At 56.3% G+C, this 293-nt stretch carries 1 protein-coding gene; it reads right to left on the minus strand.

The window, feature by feature from the left end:
- Positions 1 to 272 (minus strand): DUF4277 domain-containing protein (locus MUW49_RS20585; RefSeq protein ID WP_244813140.1); only part of this gene is annotated, 272 nt, incomplete at its 3' end.
- Positions 273 to 293 lie beyond the last annotated feature (21 nt).

Consider the following 293-nt stretch of genomic DNA (forward strand, 5'->3'; position numbering starts at 1 on the left):
TCATCATTGAGGTCATCAGCACAGATCCCGGGGCCAATCAGGCGCTCAACCGGCTTGTTAGCGAAGAATTGCGGGAACATGTGCAGGGTGCTGCTGTGAAAGCCGAGGCCGTTCACTATCATGGCGACCAAGGCTTCACCATGTGAGACCTTGAAAGGCGGGGTTTTGGGGAGCAAGGCATCGATCATGCGGGCAATGCCCAGTTCCTGGCAGAGTGCGGCGACCAAACCAAGGTGATCGAGGTTACGGATCGAGATAGCGGGTGCGGCCATGATGATCTACCTGCAAAAGAG

It is taken from the genome of Aeromonas sp. LsrichE-8G, assembly GCF_022869435.1.
Taxonomy (GTDB): domain Bacteria; phylum Pseudomonadota; class Gammaproteobacteria; order Enterobacterales; family Aeromonadaceae; genus Aeromonas; species Aeromonas caviae.